General features: G+C 37.3%; 23 protein-coding genes and 1 pseudogene. 3 read left to right on the top strand and 21 right to left on the bottom strand.

The annotated features are described in order from the left end of the window. Positions 1-28 precede the first annotated feature (28 nt). Together AC4PG0_RS00510 and AC4PG0_RS00505 are read right to left on the bottom strand one after the other, a co-directional pair. Positions 29-553: a YtxH domain-containing protein gene (locus tag AC4PG0_RS00510; protein WP_003772050.1), complete on the bottom strand. Its 525-nt coding sequence runs from the start codon at positions 551-553 to the stop codon at positions 29-31. 21 nt (positions 554-574) lie between these two features. Next, positions 575-1030, bottom strand: coding sequence for a DUF948 domain-containing protein (locus AC4PG0_RS00505; RefSeq protein ID WP_003762481.1), 456 nt, complete (start codon positions 1028-1030; stop codon positions 575-577). A gap of 257 nt (positions 1031-1287) precedes the next feature. On the opposite strand from AC4PG0_RS00505, the gene AC4PG0_RS00500 reads away from it, so the two are divergent. After that, on the top strand, positions 1288-2400 hold the full coding sequence (locus AC4PG0_RS00500) for a M29 family aminopeptidase T (protein ID WP_003762483.1): 1113 nt from the start codon (positions 1288-1290) through the stop codon (positions 2398-2400). Between the two features lie 39 nt (positions 2401-2439). Here AC4PG0_RS00500 and AC4PG0_RS00495 read toward each other — a convergent pair whose 3' ends face one another. The 8 genes and pseudogenes from AC4PG0_RS00495 to AC4PG0_RS00460 form a co-directional block, all read right to left on the bottom strand. Further along, positions 2440-2985, bottom strand: coding sequence for a peroxiredoxin (locus AC4PG0_RS00495; RefSeq protein WP_003762484.1), 546 nt, complete (start codon positions 2983-2985; stop codon positions 2440-2442). A gap of 144 nt (positions 2986-3129) precedes the next feature. After that, positions 3130-4473, bottom strand: coding sequence for a UDP-N-acetylmuramate--L-alanine ligase (gene murC, locus AC4PG0_RS00490; protein ID WP_492167673.1), 1344 nt, complete (start codon positions 4471-4473; stop codon positions 3130-3132). A gap of 295 nt (positions 4474-4768) precedes the next feature. After that, positions 4769-7117 (bottom strand): DNA translocase FtsK, encoded by a 2349-nt coding sequence (locus tag AC4PG0_RS00485; protein ID WP_003762486.1) that lies wholly within the window; start codon positions 7115-7117, stop codon positions 4769-4771. Positions 7118-7425: 308 nt separating this feature from the next. Then, positions 7426-8043 carry a YtpR family tRNA-binding protein gene (gene ytpR, locus AC4PG0_RS00480; RefSeq protein ID WP_033532980.1) on the bottom strand — a complete coding sequence of 206 codons (618 nt, stop codon included), beginning with the start codon at positions 8041-8043 and terminating at the stop codon, positions 7426-7428. A 5-nt stretch (positions 8044-8048) separates the two neighbouring features. Continuing rightward, positions 8049-8849, bottom strand: coding sequence for a DUF1444 domain-containing protein (locus tag AC4PG0_RS00475; protein ID WP_033532979.1), 801 nt, complete (start codon positions 8847-8849; stop codon positions 8049-8051). Positions 8850-8883: 34 nt separating this feature from the next. After that, positions 8884-9198: pseudogene (locus tag AC4PG0_RS00470) on the bottom strand (thioredoxin family protein); the annotation flags it as partial. Between the two features lie 110 nt (positions 9199-9308). Next, positions 9309-9527 (bottom strand): hypothetical protein, encoded by a 219-nt coding sequence (locus AC4PG0_RS00465; RefSeq protein WP_033532977.1) that lies wholly within the window; start codon positions 9525-9527, stop codon positions 9309-9311. Beyond that, positions 9520-10593: a M42 family metallopeptidase gene (locus AC4PG0_RS00460; protein WP_492167671.1), complete on the bottom strand. Its 1074-nt coding sequence runs from the start codon at positions 10591-10593 to the stop codon at positions 9520-9522. The genes AC4PG0_RS00465 and AC4PG0_RS00460 overlap by 8 nt, the downstream gene beginning before the upstream one ends. Positions 10594-10789: 196 nt before the next feature. Between AC4PG0_RS00460 and AC4PG0_RS00455 the strand changes: the two genes are divergently transcribed. After that, complete coding sequence (locus AC4PG0_RS00455; protein WP_003762492.1) at positions 10790-11101, top strand: PepSY domain-containing protein; 312 nt, start codon at positions 10790-10792, stop codon at positions 11099-11101. Between the two features lie 37 nt (positions 11102-11138). Here the strand turns inward: AC4PG0_RS00455 and AC4PG0_RS00450 are convergent, their stop codons facing one another. From AC4PG0_RS00450 to AC4PG0_RS00410, 9 genes are all read right to left on the bottom strand, one after another. Then, complete coding sequence (locus AC4PG0_RS00450) at positions 11139-11387, bottom strand: metal-sensitive transcriptional regulator (protein WP_003772068.1); 249 nt, start codon at positions 11385-11387, stop codon at positions 11139-11141. 132 nt (positions 11388-11519) lie between these two features. Beyond that, positions 11520-12368 (bottom strand): YtnP family quorum-quenching lactonase, encoded by an 849-nt coding sequence (locus AC4PG0_RS00445; RefSeq protein WP_492167670.1) that lies wholly within the window; start codon positions 12366-12368, stop codon positions 11520-11522. Between the two features lie 61 nt (positions 12369-12429). Next, positions 12430-13074, bottom strand: coding sequence for a tRNA (guanosine(46)-N7)-methyltransferase TrmB (gene trmB / locus AC4PG0_RS00440; RefSeq protein WP_003772072.1), 645 nt, complete (start codon positions 13072-13074; stop codon positions 12430-12432). A gap of 6 nt (positions 13075-13080) precedes the next feature. Further along, the gene (locus tag AC4PG0_RS00435; RefSeq protein WP_003772074.1) at positions 13081-13863 is read right to left on the bottom strand and encodes a phosphotransferase family protein; all 783 of its coding nucleotides are present in this window, start codon (positions 13861-13863) and stop codon (positions 13081-13083) included. 203 nt (positions 13864-14066) lie between these two features. Continuing rightward, positions 14067-15542, bottom strand: coding sequence for a multidrug efflux MFS transporter MdrM (gene mdrM / locus AC4PG0_RS00430; RefSeq protein WP_072218547.1), 1476 nt, complete (start codon positions 15540-15542; stop codon positions 14067-14069). Continuing rightward, entirely contained in the window at positions 15539-15979 is a 441-nt protein-coding gene (locus tag AC4PG0_RS00425; protein WP_003762499.1) for a MarR family winged helix-turn-helix transcriptional regulator, read from the bottom strand. The genes mdrM and AC4PG0_RS00425 overlap by 4 nt, the downstream gene beginning before the upstream one ends. A 223-nt stretch (positions 15980-16202) precedes the next feature. Then, entirely contained in the window at positions 16203-17072 is an 870-nt protein-coding gene (gene dat / locus AC4PG0_RS00420; RefSeq protein WP_003762500.1) for a D-amino-acid transaminase, read from the bottom strand. 112 nt (positions 17073-17184) lie between these two features. Then, entirely contained in the window at positions 17185-18597 is a 1413-nt protein-coding gene (gene pepV, locus AC4PG0_RS00415; RefSeq protein ID WP_010991632.1) for a dipeptidase PepV, read from the bottom strand. Between the two features lie 73 nt (positions 18598-18670). Next, entirely contained in the window at positions 18671-19084 is a 414-nt protein-coding gene (locus AC4PG0_RS00410) for an NUDIX hydrolase (protein ID WP_492167669.1), read from the bottom strand. A 104-nt stretch (positions 19085-19188) separates the two neighbouring features. Between AC4PG0_RS00410 and AC4PG0_RS00405 the strand changes: the two genes are divergently transcribed. Beyond that, complete coding sequence (locus tag AC4PG0_RS00405) at positions 19189-20019, top strand: NAD(P)H-hydrate dehydratase (protein WP_003772085.1); 831 nt, start codon at positions 19189-19191, stop codon at positions 20017-20019. Between the two features lie 36 nt (positions 20020-20055). On the opposite strand, the gene AC4PG0_RS00400 is transcribed toward AC4PG0_RS00405, so the two are convergent. Both AC4PG0_RS00400 and AC4PG0_RS00395 read right to left on the bottom strand, forming a co-directional pair. Continuing rightward, on the bottom strand, positions 20056-20709 hold the full coding sequence (locus tag AC4PG0_RS00400) for a phosphatase PAP2 family protein (protein ID WP_194317155.1): 654 nt from the start codon (positions 20707-20709) through the stop codon (positions 20056-20058). A 10-nt stretch (positions 20710-20719) separates the two neighbouring features. Next, on the bottom strand, positions 20720-22333 hold the full coding sequence (locus tag AC4PG0_RS00395) for a putative polysaccharide biosynthesis protein (RefSeq protein WP_492167966.1): 1614 nt from the start codon (positions 22331-22333) through the stop codon (positions 20720-20722). Positions 22334-22390: the final 57 nt, after the last annotated feature.

Raw genomic sequence — 22390 nt, 5'->3', positions numbered from 1 at the left:
CCTCGCAAGGCTGTTTTTTAACTTAATCTTATTTTACTTCTTTTTTCACATCAGAAGCAATTTTTTTCGCTTCATCTTTGCCATCATCTAATGATTTTTTTGCTTCTTTTTTTGCTTTATCTGCTGCTTTTTCTACATCGCTTGCAGCATCTTTCGCTTCATTTTTTACTGTTTCTGCCGCTTTTTTAGCAGCTTCTTGGTTTTCTTCTTTATTTTGTGAAACAACTTCTTTCACAGCTTTACTTTGTTTAGAAACTGTATCAGCTAATTTGCCTGATTTGTCTTTAACAACATCAACAAACCCGCCAGCGGAATCTACTAATTTATCTTTTGTTCCTTTTGCTACACCACTGATTTCGATACCTTTTTCATAAGCAACGTCTTTCCATTGGTTGCCTTTTTCTTTAATTGTATCTACCTGTGTATTTAAATCTTCGCGTAGTTCTTTACCTGATTTAGGTGCAAATAGAAGTGCTGCGGCTGAACCAACGATTGCACCAATTAAACCACCGATTAGAAAATCTTTTGTATTAATACCATCTTTTTCTGCCATTGTAAATCCCTCCAAATTATATTAGAAATTAGATTGCTCTCGAGCTTCTTTTGCGGCTTCTTTCGCTGCTTTATTCGCTTTCATCTTTTCTCTAAAAGAAAGAATTGAATTGCTAATTGAGACAGCTTGAGAAATTTTTGCTTCATTTTGTTCTACTTTGTTAGTTGCGAGTGTTGCTAGTTCGCGAACAGATTGACTTAATCCTAGTAAAGAAGTCCCAATATCACCAACTGCATCAAAAACTGGATCAACTTTCGCAACTTTGCCATTTACATCTTCTAGAAGTGTATTGGTCTTATCAAGCAATTTTTGTGATTGTCCTGTAATCCCTTGTACTTCTACTGTTATTTTTTCTAACGATTTAGCTACTTCATCCATTGTTTGGGAAGTTGATTTTAACGTTTTTCCCAAATAGATGGCAATAACTAAAAGCGCAATTGCGGCAATGAGTGCTGCAATATACAAAATTACTATCATCTATCCACACCTCCATATTCTTTTTTCTATACCCTGAGTATTCCCCTCTAAAACTTTCTTCTCTAATGAATCTATGTACAAAATGTAAAAAAGAAAAGGTATTAGCTTCATTTTAGCAAGTAACTGCTGAAAAATAAACTAATATGAAAGAAACCCGCTAATTTGTTATAGAAGGTTGCTTTTAGCGTAATTTGGAGTAAAATAGAAACAGGCTTGTTTTTTAGGCTTATTTTGTTAAATTTTAGGGAGGGTACAATATGAAAGATGCAAGAATCGAAAAATTAGCACATAATTTAATCAACTATTCCGTCAAACTTGGCGCTGGGGAAAAAGTATTAATCGAAAACTTCGGTGTGCAAAAAGAACTAGTAATGGCTTTAGTAGAAGAAGCATATAAAGCTGGAGGATTCCCGTTCGTTTCTTTAAAAGAACCACAAATCGACCGTGCGATGATGCTCGGTGCTGATAGTGCTCAATATGAAAAAATTGCCGAGTTCGAAGGTAATGTTATGAAAGAAATGGATGCTTACATAGGTTTACGTGCTGGTGATAATATCAACGAAACATCTGATGTACCCGCAGATAAATTAAAAATTCACGGTGAGACTGTTGGTAAAATGCATTCTGACATTCGTGTAAAACAAACTAAATGGGTCGTGCTCCGTTACCCAAGCTCCTCCATGGCACAACTTGCAAAAATGAGCACGGTTGGTTTTGAAGATTTCTATTTTGACGTATGTAATTTAGATTACGGTAAAATGAGCACTGCAATGGATGGTTTAGTAGAACTTATGAATAAAACAGATAAAGTGCACTTAGTTGGACCAGGAACAGATTTAACATTTAGTATTAAAGATATTCCGGCAATTAAATGCGCGGGCGAAATGAACATTCCAGATGGCGAAGTATTTACTGCTCCAGTTCGTGATTCTATCAATGGAACACTTACGTATAACACGCCTTCACCATACCAAGGCTTCACATTTGAAAATGTCTCTTTCACTTTTAAAGACGGAAAAATTATTAAAGCAACTGCCAATGATACAGATCGCATTAATAAAGTTTTAGATACTGATGAAGGTGCTCGTTTTGTTGGGGAATTTGCTATCGGTGTCAATCCGTTTATCCACGAACCAATGCAAGATATTCTTTTTGATGAGAAAATTGAAGGAAGTTTCCATTTCACTCCTGGCCAGTGCTACGATGAAGCATTTAATGGCAATCAATCAGCCATTCACTGGGATTTAGTAAATATTCAACGCGCTGATTATGGTGGCGGCGAAATTTACTTTGATGATGTGCTTATTCGTAAAGATGGCATTTTCGTTCTTCCAGAATTAGCTCCTCTTAATCCAGAAAACTTAGTATAAGAAAAGCGCTTAGGATATGCTCCTAAGCGCTTTTATAGTTTAAACAATTGTTTTTTCGCCTGGTTGCCAGTTAATCGGGCAAAGTCCACCAGTTTGCAAAGCTTGAAGTACTCTTAACACTTCGTCAACTTCACGACCAATATTGTTATGATGAACCACTTCGTATTGAATTTCACCTTTTGGATTAATAATGAAAAGCCCGCGTAGTGCCACGCCTTCTTCTTCAATTAGTACCCCGTAATCACTTGCTACTTGATGATTAGTATCCGCAGCAAGAGGATAGGTTAATTTTCCAATTCCGCCTTCTTTGATTGGTGTATTCGTCCATGCAAGATGGGAATGGATCGTATCTGTTGAAGCACCAATTATCCGCGCATTTAATGCATCAAATTCATCTGACCGAGCGGAAATCGCTACAATTTCAGTCGGACAAACAAAGGTAAAGTCCATTGGATAGAAAAAGAGAACTGTCCATTTATCGTCTTCTATATTTTTCTCTAGACTTACTTTTCCGAAAGTCTGATTTGGCATAACAGCTTCCATTTCAAATCTTGGAGCTTGTGTGCCTACTAAACGTTCTGCCACTTTTATCCCTCCATTAATCTATGTAGTTGTATTTTGTATCACATGGTATATTTTAATACACCTATCAAATCGTGTAAAGCTTTATTTATAGTAATTATAAACAAGCAAAAAGCATGCCAAATAAATGACACGCTTTACTGAAAGTTAATTAATCGCACTTTTCTTTAGAACTTCATTAGCCACGATTTCGTTATCTAGAACTTTTTCATAGGCAGCTTGGAATTTTTGGACATCCCCTGCTCCCATAAACAAAATAACTGCTTCTGGATATTGTAATAATTCTTCTGTGTGCTCTTCTTTAATAATATGATTTCCTTTGGTTTTATGCGCTAAATCAGCAATAGTTAAATTACCCGTTTTTTCACGCGCAGAACCGAAAATGTCACAAAGATATACTTCATCCGCTAAATTCAAGCTATCCGCAAAACCTTGTAAGAAGGTGCGCGTTCTTGTAAATGTATGCGGCTGAAATACAGCAACGATTTTTTTATTTGGATATTTTTGTCTAGCAGCATTAACAGTCGCACGAATTTCTGAAGGATGGTGCGCATAGTCATCTACTAAAACTTGATTTCCTTTTTCAGTAATGCTAAATCTTCTTTTTACGCCTTCAAAAGTTTTTAATTCTTTTTTCACTTCGTCTACTGGTAATCCCTCATAGTCACAAAGCGCAATAACACTTAAGGCATTTAAAACATTATGATCTCCGTAAGCAGGAATTTCAAATGAAGCTAAAAACTCGTCGCGATGATAGACGTCGAATTTAGTTCCAGTAGTTTCTTTTTTAACATTTTTAGCTTGAAATTCGTTTTCTAAACCAAAGCCAAAGTAAATAATCGGAACGTCTAACGATAATTTGCGTAGTTCAACATCGTCTCCTAAGGCAAAAACTGCTTTTTTCACTTGTTTACCAAGCGTTTCAAATGCATTAAATACATCATCTACGCTCTTGAAATAGTCTGGGTGATCCCAGTCAATATTGGTCATAATTGCATAAGTTGGTTTGTACGCAAGGAAATGGCGTTGATACTCACAAGCTTCTAACGCAAAATATTTAGCATCTTTTGTGCCGCTACCAGTTCCATCGCCAATCAAATATGAAGTGGGACGAATGGCACCGACCACATGAGAAAGAAGACCAGTTGTCGATGTTTTACCATGAGAACCAGTTATTGCAATACTTGTATAGCCATCTATTAATTGACCTAAAAATTTATGATATCGAATCACGGGAAGATTAAGCTCATTAGCACGCTCAATTTCTTCATGTGTATCTGGAAATGCATTACCAGCAATAATTGTTAGGCCTTCTTTTATATTATCCGCTGAAAACGTCATAATTGGAATTTGTTTTTCTTCCAATGCTTTCTGCGTGAAAAAATATTTGTCTACATCGCTGCCTTGCACTTGAAAACCTTTATCGTGCAGGATCTGAGCAAGTGCACTCATTCCCGACCCTTTTATTCCAACAAAATGATAGATAGTCATTATTTGAACCCCCATTAATTTATCTTGAAGAGGGTGCCTAAAAAAAACATGTTAACTGTTAAGCACCAAGTCTTAACTTTGAAAACAGTATAAAGTCTCCGTTTTCTAGACATCATCTTACGTTCCAATTGTGTTTTATGCTTGATTTCATAGTTGAGTCAATAATTCACCAGCTTATTATATCACTTTCCATGTAATTAGAAAAATCTTTCAGCAAATATAAGCGAAATTACTCATGAAAATACAGGTGATTTGTAAAACTAATTAAGTATCGTGTTATTTTAGTACTATAAAATTAAGTTTCTTTGTTTCTGAGTTTAGCCAATTGGTCCTTCGTGATGATAACATCTCGTGGCTTAGAACCATTAATTCCTGAAACTATTTGATGATTCTCAAGAGATTCCATTAATCTAGCCGCTCGGTTGTAACCAATCCTAAAATGTCTTTGCAGTAAAGAGGTAGATGCGGCATTTTGGCTTAAAACAAAGTCACATGCCTCTTCAAATAATTCATCAGTGTTTTCTTTAACCGATTCTTTTACAAGTAACTCTTGTTCTTCAAAGATGTAATCTGCCTCCCCTTGGCTACGAACATGAGCTACGACTGCATCGATTTCTTCATCGCTAACAAATGTACCTTGGAGGCGCACTGGTTTACTTGCACCACTTGGTAAGAAAAGCATGTCCCCTTTTCCAAGAAGTTTTTCAGCACCACTTGCATCAAGGATGGTTCTAGAATCGATTTGCGAAGACACAGAGAAAGAAACGCGTGTCGGAATGTTAGCTTTAATAAGACCGGTAATTACGTCTACAGATGGTCTCTGCGTCGCTACAATCATATGGATACCACATGCCCGCGCTTTTTGTGCAATACGACTAATAGATTCTTCTACATCATTCGGCGCAACCATCATTAAATCAGCTAATTCATCAATAACTATTAAAATATATGGTAGTTTTTCGCCGGTATGATCAGGATGACTTGCATATTCATTATATTTTTCCATATTTCTAACGCCGGTATGACTAAAGAGTTGATAGCGACGTTCCATTTCTTCTACAGCCCATTTGAGTGCAACTGTTGCTGCTTTTGCATCTGTAATTACCGGACTGACGAGATGCGGAATACGATTATATGGAGCGAGTTCAACCATTTTTGGATCAATTAAAAGCAATTTCAATTGGTCGGGAGTCGCTTTATAGAGCAAACTTACGAGTAATGAGTTGATACAAACACTTTTACCGGAGCCTGTAGCACCAGCAATTAAGCCATGAGGCATTTTTTGAAGGTCTGTAATAATCGGCGTTCCAGAAATATCAAGACCAAGTGCGGCAGTTAACGGCGACTTAGATGATTGAAACGCTTCTGTGTTCATTAACTCAGAAAGCATCACAGGACGACTTGTTTGGTTTGGAATCTCGATACCAACTGTGCTTTTCCCTGGAATTGGAGCTTCTATTCGAATATCTTTTGCAGCTAAGTTTAGCTTAATATCGTCTGTTAAATTAGTGATTTTACTTACTTTGACCCCTTTTTCTGGTTGGACTTCAAATCTAGTTACAGCGGGACCTTGTGTTCTATTAACAACGCTCGCATGAACATTGAAATTTTCTAATGTTTCATCTAGCATTTCTTGTTGCATTTGTAACCATGAATCGTCTTCTCGTTTCGATACGGGCGGATGTAGCAACCCGAACGACGGAAATTGATAATTGCTTGGATATTCTGGTGCTACTTGTCTTTCTTCTGTTATAGCAACAGGTTGAATATTTTCAGTAATTACTTCTTTCTCTTGAACGATTTCAGCTGCTGGTTCTTTTTGAAGTGCTTGTTTATCTTTTTTTACCATCATAACGTTAAATGGAATTCTGCTTTTCAACATTTGTTCTTGTCTACTTGCTTCGACTTGTTTCTTTTGTTTAGGTACTTGCGTCGTTTCTTCTTGAATAAGGGTCACGCGTTTTGGAGCTGGTTCAACTGGACTAGCTTCATTACTAGCTAAAACTGGTTCTTCTACTACTTCCTCAATTCCAACTTCTTCGGGGTAAGTGTCTTCTATTTGTTTTTCAATTTCTGTATCAAAAGCAATTGTTTCTGCTTCTGCTAATTCTGGTAAATCCACTGGAGGAATAGTTAAATCTTCTTGGATTTCTGCAATTTCATCTGGTTCAGACACTGCAAACTCAAATTTACTCGGTCGTTTATTAAATGCATAAACAGGAGAAGGAACATCTGTTGCGGCAAAAGGACGTTTTCTTGTTTCTTCTTTTACAACAGGCTTTTCGCTCGTTTGATGCATAGTTCTAGTTGGTTGCGTTTGTTTTTGTGTTTGAATTGGTTGGCTGACTGGCTTGTCAGGTATTAGCGGAAAGCGGAATTCACCTTTTGGATATTGATATACCATTTGTGTTTTCACTTGCCGTTTCACTGGTTGCAGGTGTTTTTGCTTTGGCACTACACTTTTTGGTGTAGGTCGTACAGTTCTTGTATTTCGTTCTTTTGTTTTAATTGCCGTAACTTTTGATTTCGGCTCTACTTCAGGAGCATACGTTACTTTCTTTTCTACTTTTTTAGTAGGCGTATTTTCATATGTATCTATTTCTTCGTCCATATCGCCAAAGAAAAAATCTTTAAACCATCCCATTCATTATCACCCTAAATTTAATTTTCTTGTTTGATTTTAACAGACAAAAACAAAATAATCTATGACAAAATTGTGAATTCGCTATTTTTCGAGCCATATTCGTTATAATACCTTGATACAACTAGGTTTAAACCCGATATAAGTTTTTATTATACCTTGAAAATTATCTTTATTTTGTACGATTTATGTATATATTGTATACAATTAAAGTTATATTGTTCTACATTTTACTCATTTTCACAAAGTAGCGAATTTAGCAAGCAAAAAAGCGCCCGATATAGCATCAGACGCTTAAAAAAATCAATTATTTAAAAATTTACCGGAAACTCTTCTCCCGGAGTAGCGGAATCTTCTAAAACAAGAATACCTTTTTCAGTTGGCGCATTAGGAATTGCTAATTCACGCGCGGCACATACCATACCAAAAGAATCTTCGCCTCGTAAATTAGATGGTTTAATGATTAAACCACTAGGCATTACTGCGCCGATTTTCGCAACCACTACTTTTTGTCCAGCTTCGATATTTGGGGCACCACAAACAATTTGCAATACTTCCCCACCTACATTAATCTGGCATACATTTAGTTTATCCGCATTCGGATGTTTTTCTTTCGACTCCACATACCCAACGACAAATTTCGGGGTCAAATCAGCAACGATTTCAGGTTCAAATCCCGCTTTTTCGATAACTTGATTCATTAACGCAACAAGTTCTTCAGTTAAATCCACCTTGCCATTTGCAGTAATGTCAAAGTATTTGGAGCTATTAAAAATATTGAAACCTGCAACTTGCTTTGTTTCGCGGTCAAAAATTCGTGCGACATCCCCACGGCGCTCCCACTCGCGATTTTCAAATGTTACTTCGCCTGTTTCAATTAGTAGAGTGTCCCCTACCCCTTTTTCATTATAAAATGCGTTTACTATCACGTCTTCTACTCCTTTAATCTGTTTTTTGCCATTATAAATATCGGTTCAAGTTTACCATTATTATAGACAAATGGCAAAGAGGTTATTGGCACAAGTCCATCTGCGAAAAAGTCCATCGTCATATGCGCCAGAACGTCATAACCGGTATTATCTTTGATAGCGCCAATAATTAAAACATCTTGATGCGGCACAGCGAGCACCATTTCCCCAGTTAGCTTTTCGCGCATTTGCTGAAGAAAACTAACATTTAGTAAACGACTCGCATCATAGCCGTCATTTGTACGCACGAAATAAAAATCATTCCCATTAACCGAGTCTTTTTTTAGCGGAATTTCTAGTTTTTCCAGATTATCGAAGGCCGCTTTTCTGACTTCTTCATGGGAAAGCCCTTCTTTTTCCAGCATGTTTTTTTCGATGAAGCGGTAGGATTTCCCTAAATCAAACGCATAGAAAATTTTCGTTTCAGCGGTATGTTCATCTGTTAAAAGCACTTCTCCCGCTTTGGTGGTATCAGGAAAAGAAGTCGCTCTAACAACGGGATAAATATTCGCTGTATTGTTTTTGAGTTCAATGTTTCCGGATGCAGCCAGAAAACCTTCTTCGACATAGTAAATAATCTTTTCAATCGCAGCTTCACCATCGTTTTCATAATTTGCGATGATTTGTGGGATAGCCAAAGTTACTTTTTTGCCATTTTGGGTAACCGAAAGTGTGTCACTATCTCGTTCGTAAGCAAACTGCCGATTAGGTTTATTCAGTTCCTTCTCTAGTCGTTCTTTCATTTTTAATGTCGTCATTTTTGCCATAGGTGCCTCCCCTTCCATAAAAAGCAGTCACTTTTTATATTGCAGCTAGAAAATCATTAATTTCTTCTTTTGTTTTTCTATCTTTACTAACAAAACGCCCTACTTCTTCACCATCTTCAAAAGCAAGGAAACTAGGGATTCCAAAAATAGCTAAGTCAGCACATAAATCAATAAATTCATCTCGATCTACATGATAAAAAGTGAAATCCTCGTTTTCGGCTTCAATTTCCGGCATTACAGGTTCAATATATTTACAATCGCCGCACCAATCAGCGCTAAACATAAAAACAGATTTGCCTTCCGATTTTATCTCATTGAATTGTTCTACAGATTCTAAGTTTTTCATTTTTTGTTCGCTCCTTCTTCTTTCATACTAGTTAAATCCTAACGCCTTAGCTAACTTTCGTCCAGAATAACGCTCATGAAAAAAGTCCGGCTCCGTTATAAGAGCCAAACTTTTCACCGTACTTTAGATCGCGTTTTTTTCTTTTCTACATAATGATTAAAATAACCAACGATTAACGTCATCACTCCCGCTATTAGAGTGGTAATGATCCAGCCAATTTCAGCATCGCGAAGGTAAGGTATCCCTGTAGCATAACCTACTAAGAATACTAGACTTGCTGCTAAAAGTAGAAACCCAACCAAGAATACTGGTTTTTTGATTATTTTACGCATTGTTTTTAATGGTTTCAAAAGTTGTTTTATCGAGACCGCGGATAAGGGTTGTAATCATTTCTTTCGCCGCTGCATAGTCGTCTACGTGTAAAATCGAGTTAGACGAGTGAATATATCTAGCCGGAACACCAATTACCGCGCTCGGAATACCACTAAGCGACGTGTGAACTTTACCGGCATCCGTTCCACCAGGCGAAACAAAATATTGATATGGAATTTTATTTGATTCCGCAGTATCAAGTAAAAATTCTCGCATACCACGGTGCATAATCATCGTCCGGTCAAAAATACGCAGTAAGAAACCTTGGCCAATTTTCCCGAATTGCGATTTGTTTCCAGTCGTATCGTTGGCAGGACTAGCATCTAACGCGAAGAATAAATCAGGTTGAATCATGTTCGCACTTACACCCGCACCACGAAGACCGACTTCTTCTTGCACATTCGCACCAGCAAAAAGAGTATTTGGTAAAGATTCTCCTTTTAATTCTTTCATAAGCTCAATTGCAAGACCGACACCATAACGGTTATCCCACGCTTTAGCTAAAATTTTCTTTGGATTTGCAAGTGGAGTGAATTCAGCGACAGGGACGATAAATTGCCCTGGTTTGATACCGATTTTTTCAGCGTCCGCTTTATCATCTGCACCAATATCAATAAGTAAGTTTTTCGGGTCAGTTGGTTTGCTACGTTCCGCTTCCGATAGTAAATGCGGAGGAACAGAGGCTACAACGCCAATTACAGGACCATTTGGCGCCATAATTTGCACACGTTGCGCTTGTAAAACTTGCGGATTCCAACCACCAATTGTTTGAAAACGAATCAAACCATTTTCTGTAATTTGCGTTACCATAAAGCCAACTTCATCCATGTGAGCGGCAACTAATACGCGCGGACCATCAGTTGCTCCGTGTCGCACGCCAAAAATGCCACCTAAGCCATCTTGGATAATTTCATCGGAAACAGGTTCAAGTTCTTTTTGCATAAATGCTCGAATTCTATGTTCATCACCCGAAGTACCTTGAAGTTCCGTTAATTCTTTAAACATTGCTAACGTTTCTTTTTCCATTAATAATCATCTCTTTCCGTGTGAAATCTATTTTATTATAGCAAATAAAAGATGTTTCCGCTCGCCTTACTTCTCCATTTTATCGAAAGCGCGTTCAAAAATCCTTTTATAATCAAAAATTTGTAGTATAATGGTTAAAAGAGATGTTCGTAAGACGTCTTTTAAAAAGAATAGCAAACACTAGGGAGGAAAAGCGATGAACTGGAAAGCTTTCATTGCCGGCGTTGGAGCAGGAGCAGCAGCTGGACACCTTGTTTATCATTATTTACTTAGCGATAAAACAATTTCAGGGGACGTCATCTTAGAAAATGTAAAAAATGCGTTCAAACAAGAAGGACCTATTGAAGGTTCTTGGATTCAACTAAAAAAGCAACACTATAAAAAATTCGCCATTGATACATTCGTATACCACGGTGGTATCACTTGCATTCGTGAGGGCGAGAAAAAACAATTCGAATTTATCGCAGACGCTAACACAGGAACAATCATTGATGTGTATTTAGCCTAAAAAATTAAAACGACTACCCAAGTGGGTAGTCGTTTTTTTAACGAATAAAACTGTCAATTTTCTTTTTAATAAGAGCTTCGTCCACCACGCCTTGCTCAATTAGTTCTTTCATTTGTTCTGTATAAATCACTTTTGCTGCTGCATCCATTGCTTTTTTCACAGCTGCTATTTGCTGCATAATTGTTTCTAAATCGCGATCTTCCTCTGTCATGTTTTTGATTGAGCGCACATGACCTTCAATCTTCGCAAACCTTGTTACTAGCGCTTTCTTTTGTTCGCTTTTCATATATACCCCCTTATAGTATATGGAATAGGAACCCCCTACCCAGGTTATGATTTCGGCTTTAAATAAAGCTTTATAAGTTATATAATAACACAAAATAAAAATACCCTCAAAAAAGAAGTGGAATCCCACTTCTTAATTTCGATTTTCTATTTTTAGTTCAGCATCAATTTCTTCATTTGCGCCAATTTTAACTGCTCGGAATCTAGCATCATGGTACGATAAAAACCAATAATTTTTCCCAAAAGTTCGCTTGAAAATATCTTGTTTTGCCGCGATGGATGTCATAGGATAATCATCATATGCCGTTACCCATAAAACATTTTGGTGAGCGAATGTCGGAAAAATATCTGCCATATGAATCGCTAGTTCTCCACCGGACTCAAACCAAACGGCAGAATGTCCAGCACTATGTCCTCCAGTATGAGTCATTTTAATCGCATCATTAAATCGTTTTTCTTTCGTAAATGTGTGGACTTGCCCTTTTATTGCTTGCCAGTTTTCTTGCCAATAAGTTGCTTTTGAACGAATATTCGGGTGTTGCATTTCGTCCCATTCAATTTCAGAAGTCCAGATTTCCGCATTTGGAAAAATAGAATAATAACCCTCTTCTGAACAACCAGTCAAACCTAACACATGGTCAAAATGTAAATGAGTCATTAAACAGTAGTCTATATCCTCAGGGGCAATATTTAGTTTTGCTAAATCTTCTAATACGAAAGACTCTTCAGTTACCCCATAATTACGTTTTTGTTTTTCTGTTAGTCGCCCGTTCCCTAGCCCGCTATCAATTAGATAATTTTTCCCTAAATACTGAAAAAACATCGGATCGGTTACATTAGCTAATTGATTTTTTTCATTTGCTGGATATTTTTTCTCCCATAAAGGTTTTGGAACTACCCCAAACATTGCTCCGCCGTCAAAATGAGTATAACCTCCGCGCAACCAATAAATTTTTATTTCTCCAATTTGAATGGAATCCATTTTTAACGCCTCCAATTAAAAATAAAAACCAGATGCAGCAAGTGCACCTGGTTTATCCTAGTCAATCTCTATCAAATTTTGCTTCAAGACGATAGATTGGGAATCCTTTAGCTGAAAATTTTTCTTCGTATTCAGTTTTTATATTCCCTTCGTAATCGCTATTATGCAAATCAAGTGATACAAAAGTTAGTAACATATTATATTCTGAAAAAGCTACTAATGAATATTCAAACAAGCTGCGGTTATCCGTTTTGAAATGAATCTCCCCTGCTTTTGGTAATAGTCGCTCATAAATAGTTAAGAAGGTTGGATTCGTTAATCTACGTTTTGTGTGGCGTTTTTTCGGCCACGGATCAGAGAAATTCAAATAAATTTGTGCTATTTCTCCTTTTTCAAAAGATTCTTCCAGTAATTTGGCATCTCTTGCAACAAGGCGCAAATTAGGTACTTCTGCTTCAATCGCTTTATCAAGCGCAGAAACTAGGACACTTTCAATCATTTCAATGCCGATATAATTAATTTCCGGATTCGCTTTTGCCATACCACTAATGAACTGGCCTTTACCGGAACCGATTTCGATATGAATAGGATTATTATTTCCAAATACTTCTTGCCAGCGCCCCTTAAAATCTTCTGGGTTTTTAATGTAAATTGCTGGAAATTCTTCCAATCGATCTTTTGCCCATGGTTTATGTTTTACACGCATCTTTCTTTACACCTCATCATCTTCTATTGCATTTTGAAAAATTTGTTTTGCTCGTTCGTACGCTTCTTCTGATTGGTTGGTCGTAAGTTGCATGACGGTTTGGCAAAGTGTATACCATTTTAATTTACGATGTAATTCGCTAGTTAGTGTTGTTCCATAATTAGAAAGCCATTCATCCCAGCCTTCCCGTGGGATATATTGGTATAATATCATTCCTAAATCATTTGCCGCATCAGCAAGCATTGCGCCGTCCCAATCTACAAGGAATAATTCATTTTCTTCTGATATTATCCAATTATTATGGTTTACATCCCCGTGACAAACGACGTAATCTGCTTTCTCGACAGCTGTAATATTTCGCTCTAAATACTCGATTGCTGTCTGCATTACATTATTAGCTTCATTTTTTGCTTTCATTTCTGCTTTTAGACGAGCTAGTAATTGATGGGCAGAAAAATAACAGTTTTCGATTTTTTCGAGCATATGGCGTAAGTTTTCCGAATGGTGAATTTTCGCTAAGAGTTTCGCCACTCTAGGACCAACCATTTCCTCACGAGTTAAAATATGGCAATTCACCCATTTTTGCGCAGTGATAACATCTCCGTTTTCTACTCTTCTTGTCCAGACGAGTTTTGGAACAATGTTCTCTACCGAAAGCGCTGCTAAAAAAGGCGAAGAATTTCTTTTTAAAAAGAATTTTTCGTCTTCATGTGTTGCAACAAATGCTTGGCCAGTTTCCCCTCCAGCCGGCGCTATGTCATATTCTCTCCCAAAAAAATTATCTTTCATTTACATGCACACCTTTTATTAGCTCTTTGCAACTTCATTATCCCCTGTTTTTAACTTCCGAACAAATAGGTAACTATTCATGATTTTACTTCTCTTAAGAGCTCTCGTCAAGTCAACATATGTTCGTTCCGCGTATTTTTTTATATAACGGACTATTTTGCATAAAAAAAGCGCATTCTCATTAAATGGAATGCGCTTTTAAATTAATTTTTTATTTCTTCTGTTTTAGTGACAATTGGATCCATTGCGCTTCTATTTTTTTGAATAAATAAAGCTAAAATACAAGCTACCACAGAAAGAATTCCTGCGACTAAAAAGGCTGTTTCAATTCCGTGAATAAGCACATGGTTAGCAACTTCTGTTTTCGTTTTTCCAATTACATCAGCTGGACCAAGTTTATCTGCAAAACTCGCGGCACTTTTTGACATTACCGTAATAAGTGCAGCTGTACCAATCGAGCCAGCTACTTGTCTCATCGTATTAAACATCGCTGAACCGTGAGAAGCTAATTTTAGTGGTAGCGAATTGAGTGCAGCTGTTTGAAGTGGCATCATAACCATCGCCATACCCGCAGAACGAATAGTTTGAACGATAATAATAAAAGTTAACGTGGTTGATTCATCTAGATTTGTAAACATGAAGGTTGAACCTGCCATAATAATTAAGCCTACTAGCGATAAATATTTAGCCCCAAACCGGTCAAACATAACCCCAGTCACCGGCGATAGTATAGCTGTAACAAGCGCACCAGGTAAAAGGACTAAACCAGATTCAAGCGGTGAAAAACCTCGAACAGTTTGTAAGAAAATCGGTAGTAACAACATACCGCCAAAAAGCCCCATCACAACGAAGAAACTAATTGCTGTTGTAAGTGCAAATGTTGGATATTTAAACACTTTAAAATTAAGAAGTGGTGCTTTGTTGCTTGATTGATAACGGATAAAGATACCTAAAACTACTAAACCAAGAATAATAAATCCGGCTACTTTCCAAGTTAACCAGTCGTGGTCTCCGGCGTTACTAAATCCAAGTAATAAACTACCGAACCCAACAGTCGACATAATGACTCCGAGTATATCGAGTTTCGGGAAAGTTCTTTTACCGACATTTTTAAGTAAGAAGATTGCTACTACAATATCAAGTATTGCAAATGGAATAATAATAAAGAATAAATTGCGCCAATCATATTGCTGAACAATCCAACCTGAGAGTGTCGGACCAATTGCTGGGGCAAAGTTCATAGCTAGACCAATTAAGCCCATCGCTCGTCCTCTTCGTTCCATCGGGAATAAGTTTAATACGACAACGGTTAGAAGTGGCATAACTATCCCAGCGCCAATTGCTTGTACCATACGACCAGCAATAAGCATTGTATAATCTGTTGCAAATCCGCCAATAGCTGTACCAATTGCAAAAGTAATCATCGCAAATAAGTAAAGCTGACGAGTCGTAAACCTTTCAATTAAAAAGGCTGTCATCGGGATCATGACACCATTTACTAACATAAAACCAGTAGACAACCACTGTCCTTGACTGGCAGTAATCCCAAAATCTTTCATAATACTTGGTAGCGCGACATTCATCAACGTTTGGTTGAGAATCGTAACAAAGGCGCCCATAAGCATAACAATTAAAATACCATTACGCTTCACTGATGTACTTGCTGCTTTCATATTCAATCTCGTGCACCTTCCCTTTCTAAAATAGTAATTATCTCCTGATGCATTTCTAACATTTCTTTTAACCTTTCTTCGCCAATTTCTAAAATAGGTTCTAAACGGTTAAAAAATACATGATACGTTTCTGCAGCTTTCGTCGCTCCTTTTTCGGTTAATTCTAAGCTAAGCGCGCGTCGATTGCTTTCATTTCTTGTTCGTTTTAAAAATCCGGCTTTTACTAAGCGATCAACAATGCCCGAAACAGTACTTTTTCCAAGTTTCATGCGTTCTGCTAGTTCACCAAGTGTTAAATCTGACTCTTTCTGTAGTTCTCTGATTGCAAGCAATTGTGTCGTTGTGATTTCACGGTTAGCAGCTTCTTCCGCTAGCACGTGATGCGTTTTTCGTTGTACTTCACGAAAAGAGAAAATAACCTCTTTTACTAACTTCTCATCCATTAACTTCCCTCCGTACTGTTCGCCCACAAATATTTCGCATACGAACTATTAGCCTTTTGAATTATACACCTTCAAAAAAATTTGTCAATTGCTTTAAAACAGTTGTTTTCGTCTGAAAGCGGAGCCAAATGAGTCGTTTCAACGCATAAAAAAGTTATATAAATTTTTACATAGGTTGCTAAACATAAAAAAACCTTCCTTAAAAAAGGAAGGTTAGGATTTATTATTTTGCATATTCTAATTCGCCACAAGCGCGAACGATTTCTTCTACAAAGTAATTATGAAGTTGAGCGGTAATTGGACCACGTTTTCCATCAGCAACTTGTACTCCATCAATGTGAGTAATTGGTGTGATTTCAATTGTAGTACTGGAAATAAACACTTCATCTGCTTCTCGTAAATCTGTTAAAGTGAAATCGGCTTCTTTTACAGGAATACCGTTCTTTTTCGCTACATCAATAATAACTTGACGAGTAATACCATTTAAAATTAGATTGTCGGCAGCATGTGTCCATAAAACCCCATCTTTAATAATGGATACGTTAGAAGCAGAACACTCGGTAACTTGCTCCCCGCGATGTAAAATAGCTTCAAGTGCGTTTTGTTGATGTGCTTTGTTTTTCGCTAAAATATTTCCAAGTAAGTTTAAGCTTTTAATATCACAACGTAACCAGCGTACATCTTCTTCAGTAATTGCTGAGCCGCCTTCTATGAATTGACGCTCATTTCTTGGTACTTCACGAGCTGCCGCAGTCAATACTCCTTCTAACGGGAAATCATCTGGAAGAACGTGATTACGAGGATTTTGAACTCCTCTTGTTACTTGTAAATATACATTTCCGGTATTGATATTATTTTCAGCTACTAATTTGTCTAATAACGCTCGTAATGTTTCTTTGGAATAAGGAATAACTAAGTCAATTTTTGCTGCACTAGCGTATAAACGATCGATATGCTCGTTATAAGTAAAAAATTTACCATTATATAAACGAACAACTTCATATACTCCATCACCAAATTGGTATCCACGGTCTTCTACGTCAACTGTAGCATCATTTCTTTCTACTAAACGGTCATTTACTAGTACTTTCATGTCGAGTCTCTCCTTGCATAGTTAATTTTTGGAACTATCTAAAAACTTAATGAAACAAAGAAACTGCCACAAAACTAAGCTTTGCAGCAGTTAATTTTTTCAATTATAACCCTTACTTCGCTAATTTGTAAAGTGCTTCTGCGTAAATTGCAGTAGCTTTTAATAAATCATCAAAATAGCTGAATTCGTCTTTTTGGTGCATTGTATCTTCGCGGCCTGGGAACAGTGCGCCGAACGCTACTCCTGTTTCCATATGACGTGCATAAGTTCCCCCACCAATCGCTAGCAAGGTAGCTTCTTCACCTGTTTGTTTTGTATAAACTTCTTGTAAAGTTTGAATAAGTGGGTGATCTTTTGGTACGAAAAGCGGTTTGGAATCATCGTAATGTGTATATTGAGCGTTGTACTCATATACAACTGTTTGCATTTTATTTTTTAGTTTATCCATATTAGCTGTCACTGGGTAACGGAAATTAAGACCGTATTTACCACCTTCTGCTACATCATAACGAATAACACCGACGTTCATTGTTAATTCGCCACTTTCTACGTCTTCATAGCTAATACCAAGTTTTACAGCACGAGAATCACCGAATAAGTAATCGCGACCAAATGTCACAAAATCATTTGCAGCGCCAGTTAATTTAAATTTACCTAGGAAAGCTACTAAGTGAAGACCAGCATTTATGCCATTATTTGGTTCCATCGCATGAGCGGATTTTCCGACGATATTGATTTTAACTGTTTTGCCGTTTTCTTCTAATGAGCCTTCAACTGGATGATTTGCTAAGAACGCTTTAAATTCACTTGCTACTTTATCAAAGTCTTTTACGTCTTCAATAATAGCTGTTGCGTGGTCAGGAACCATGTTATAGCGTTCGCCTGATTCTACACTAAGTAAACGGAATGCTGCTTCTCCACTTGCTTCTCCGTCTTTAAAAGATACATCTAGTTCTGAGATACCTTTTTCAGCGTGAATGATTGGGAATTCTGCATCTGGAACGAAACCTAGTGTTGGTTGTTCTTCTGTTTCAAAATAACGTTCTACACAGCTCATACCACTTTCTTCATCAGAACCAACAATGATTCTAACGCGGCGAGAAAGAGGTAAGCCTAGTTCTTTAATAATTTTTAATGCATAGTAACCGGCAATTGTTGGACCTTTATCATCTGCAACTCCGCGCGCATATAGTTTACCATCACGTAATGTTGGTTCAAATGGTCCATTAGTCCAGCCATCACCCACTGGCACTACATCAACGTGTCCTAATACGCCAACAAGTTCTTCTCCTTGACCGTATTCAAGGTGTCCAGCAACATTACCAACTTCTTTAGCGGTAAAGCCATCTTTTTTACCTAGTTCAATCATATAGTCGAGTGCGCGTTTAACGTCTGGTCCAAACGGCGCATCTTCTGTTTTTTTACTATCATCGCGAACACTTGGAATGCGAAGAAGCCCTTTTAAATCTTCTAAGAAATCATCTTTACGTGATTCCACTTCTTTTTGCCAATTAATTTCTGTCATAATTATTATTCCCTCCTTCAAACTTATCTTCTCTATTGTAAACTGTTTTCACGCCGCTTGGAAGTCGGAACTACTATTTTCTCATAAAACCTTTAATTGCTTCAAAATCCCAACGTTCCATCCGCGTAGAAAATACGACATCCATTATGTTCAGACTTTCTTTTTCAAGTGGTAAGAAGCGATATTCTTCGTGTTCATCAGACAACACAACTTCCCCTTCTCCAGGCATTTCCACTAAATAAATAACGCCTGTAATTTGATAGTCTTCATGAAAAAACTCCCATGTGTCATATAAGATAAATGGTTGGACTTGTAATTTAGTTTCTTCATAAACTTCTCTAAAAAGCGCTTCTCCGTGAGTTTCACCGTAGTTCATACGGCCTCCCGGAAGTTCAAATACTTCGCCTTCTACGCCTCTTTTTTTAAGAGCTAAAAATTTACCATCTTTTACGATAACTGCTTTTACGGCAGGATATATAGGTTTCATTTTACAAAAGCCTCCTTATCATTTAAGATAAACATGATTTATCTGTTCTTTATTTTACCCGGTTGAGTAGATAAAAGCCAGTGTCATAAGGAGGTTTTACAAAAGTGAAGAAAATTACACCGAAAGCAATGTGCGCGTGGATTCCAAAACGTGAAGATGAAACACATAAAGGTGATTACGGGCGCGTTTTAATTGTCGCTGGAAATAAACAATTTGGTGGGGCCGCGATTATGGCTGCAGAGGCTTGTGTTAAAAGTGGTGCTGGTTTAACAACGGTGGCCTCAGATAGTGTTAATCGCCCTGCGCTTCAAACACGAATTCCTGAATGTATGTTTATTGACTATGAAAACATCACAAGTCTAAGTGAACAAATTAATCATTTTGATACCATTTTAATTGGTCCTGGGCTTGGATTAGATGCCTATGCCGAAGAAATTTTTCGGTTAGTATTACAAAATTCAACAGAACATCAACAACTTATTATTGACGGAGATGGCATTACTATTTATGCAAAAGGAGAAAATCCTCATCCTGCCGCCAAGCTTACCTTTACACCACATGCAGGTGAATGGGAACGACTGAAAGCACTAGCACCTGAAGCAGAAACGCCAACTGATGTCGCACTTCATATTGACGCAACGATTGTTCTAAAAGGGCATCGTACAAAAGTGTATTCAGGTGAATCAGCATGGCAAAATATGTATGGCACTCCCGCAATGGCAACGGGTGGCATGGGCGATACTCTCGCTGGAACGATATGTGGCTTGATGGCACAAACAGAGAAGCCGCTTACCGGAACATTAGCTGCTGTTTTTCTTCATAGCTATATTGGAGAAATTTTAGCTAAAAAACGCTATGTTGTGTTGCCGACTGAAATTGCTGAAGAGTTACCGACCTATTTGAAAATTTTTAGCGAAACAGACGAACATGCTTAATAAAAAATCCTCTCTTTAGATAAAGAGAGGATTTTTTTACGATTTATTAAATTTATTAGCCCATAAAACTAATTTTTTATTCCAAATAAAGTAACAACCAATTCCGCTGTAAATAACAGCATTTCCAATTAAGAATCCTGCTACAACATCACTTGGGAAATGTACTCCTAAATAAACGCGGGAATACATAATAAACAATACAAGCCCTAGCGCAAGAATACTAATCGCAAAACGAAGCCATTTATGACTAACATATAAAATTAAAAAGAACGCTAGCATTCCATAAAAAACAGTTGAACCAGTCGCATGACCACTTGGAAAACTAAATCCACCTTGTTCGATTAATTTATAGGTTGGTCTTGGGCGCTGAACGATATTTTTAATGATTGATGGAATAAGCGCCCCGCCAACTAGGACAATCCCACCAAACCAAATTGCTGTATCCACTTTTTTCATTAGAACAAGCGCAATAATAACAACAACGGTTAAAATACAAATGGTCGCTACCCCGCCAATATCAGTTAAATAAGAAATCAGTGTAGTTTTTGTATCCGTTATTCCGACCCGAATAATACTATTCCAGTACTGGTCAAACGTGTTAATCCATTTTGCCCCAGTCATAACGCCTATCATAAAGAAAACAAATCCAAGGAGAGCAATGCCACTAATTACAAATGGTGTTTTTTTCATAAAAATCCTCCTAGCGAATTCTTAATTTCTCACGTAATCTAGTACCACGTGGGCCAAATAATTTATCAGACAAGTGAAGTTTGAATGCCATATAACCGTAGAAAACAGCACCCGTTCCTCCGCAAATAAGCGTCAATACTAGCGCAGACATTTTACGATCCGGACTAATAAAGTTAGCAAGTCCCATGTACAGTCCGATGACAATAACGCCCATCAAAGCTGTCATAAAGAAGAAAAGCACCGTTCGCCGCAAAATAACTTTAAACGAGAAACGAACATATTTTTTAATAATAAATAACATGAACAGACAAGATACTGCATAACCAATACCAGTTGCAATGATTGACCCAGGCGCTTCAAACATCATAATGAGCGGCATTTGTAATACCGATTTCGCTAGTAGTCCTAACAGTAAGCCTAGCACTGTGAATCGTTGTTCATCAATCCCTTGAAGGACAGCCGCGGAAACACTAAACAATGAAAATAAAATGGCGATTGGTGCAAATAATTGTAATAGTGCTGTCCCATTATCACTAGGTGCGAAAAACACTGTGAATAAAGGTCTCGCTAGCATAGCAATTCCAAAACAAGCTGGAATCGTTAAGAATAATAAAATTTGAAAAACATCATTGAGTTGACGCTTCACTTGCGCGTACTCTTTCCTTACATAAGCACCAGTAACAAGTGGAACAAGTGCCATTGAAAACGCAATTGCCAACGTCCCTGGAATCATAATTAATTTTTGTACATCAAAGTTAATAATTGCTACAAAAGAATTGACCAAATCAGGAGCAGTTCCAATATATTCTAACACTCTTCCTAAAGTGAATTGGTCAATTAATTGATAAAGCGAAGTAGCAGACCCAACTATAATAAAAGGAATTGCCGAAAGAATAATATCTTTATATAATGTCGGAATGGAAATTTTTACAGTGCCTCTATCTTCTAAAAGCATTTGGTCCAGTCCAGGTTTTCGTTTATAAAAATACCAAAGTAGTAATAGTAAACTCGCAAAAGCTCCAACAAAAGCTGAAAAAGTAGCGATACTAATTGCTGTAACTACATTCCCGTCAAGTACATACATTACAATGAAAGTCCCAGCAAGCAAGAACACAATACGGACAACTTGTTCTAACACTTGAGATACAGCAGACGGCCCCATCGAATTATATCCTTGGAAAAAGCCACGAAGCAAGCTCATTACTGGAATGATAAGTAGCGCGAAACTAACTGCACGGATAACTTGAATACCATCCGCCAAACTATATCCGCCTTCCAACTGCTGCATTCGAGCGAGCGTTGGAGCAAGTCCATACATCGCAAGGAAACAAACAATCCCGGAAAAAATCATTAAATATACACCGGTTTTAAATAATCGACGACCTACAGCATATTCTTCCCTGGCGTTATATTTCGCTATATATTTGGCAACAGCTAACGGTATCCCAGCAGTTGCAATGCTTAAGAATAATTGATACGGTACATAACCGAAATTATACAGAAGCGCTGGTTCATCTCCTCCAATAATCGCATAAAACGGAATCACATACAATATTCCGAGCACTTTAGAGATTAATGTCCCTAGCGTCAGAATAAATGTTCCTCTGAGCAGTTTTGAACCCATCGTCTAACTTCCTTTACATTAAATTATATATCCTTGTTTACTTTACCATTAACTCTT

It is taken from the genome of Listeria sp. MAN/IMW/UF464 (genome assembly GCF_058683955.1).
The sequence above is the reverse complement of the archived record's forward strand: the minus strand, read 5'-3'. Positions and strand labels throughout refer to the sequence as shown.